The following is a 243-nucleotide window of genomic DNA, read 5'->3' on the forward strand; positions in this document are numbered from 1 at the left end:
CCGACAGCTTTGGAAAAATAACCTTTAATAAAGAGGAACTTGACCTTGATCACTTAGGGCATATAGTTGAAAACCATATTTTTCGTTTTGCTCTAATTAAAGAGCTACAGCAACAACCAAGGGCCACGTTGATGTTTGATACTGAGTATAAACAAATACCCCAAAGTGAGTCAGAAGGAGTTAAAACCCTTAAAAGCCGAGAGCCTAATATAGCTAAGCTGCGGGTGGCGGCCGATGGCGCAA

Annotated in this window: 1 pseudogene; it reads left to right on the forward strand. The window is 41.6% G+C overall.

Annotation, left to right across the window (positions count from 1 at the left end):
• Positions 1 to 243: pseudogene (locus tag CWC04_RS19350) on the forward strand (monooxygenase); the annotation flags it as partial.

The organism is Pseudoalteromonas sp. S2893 (assembly GCF_005887105.1).
In the GTDB taxonomy this organism is placed as follows: Bacteria; Pseudomonadota; Gammaproteobacteria; order Enterobacterales; family Alteromonadaceae; genus Pseudoalteromonas; species Pseudoalteromonas atlantica.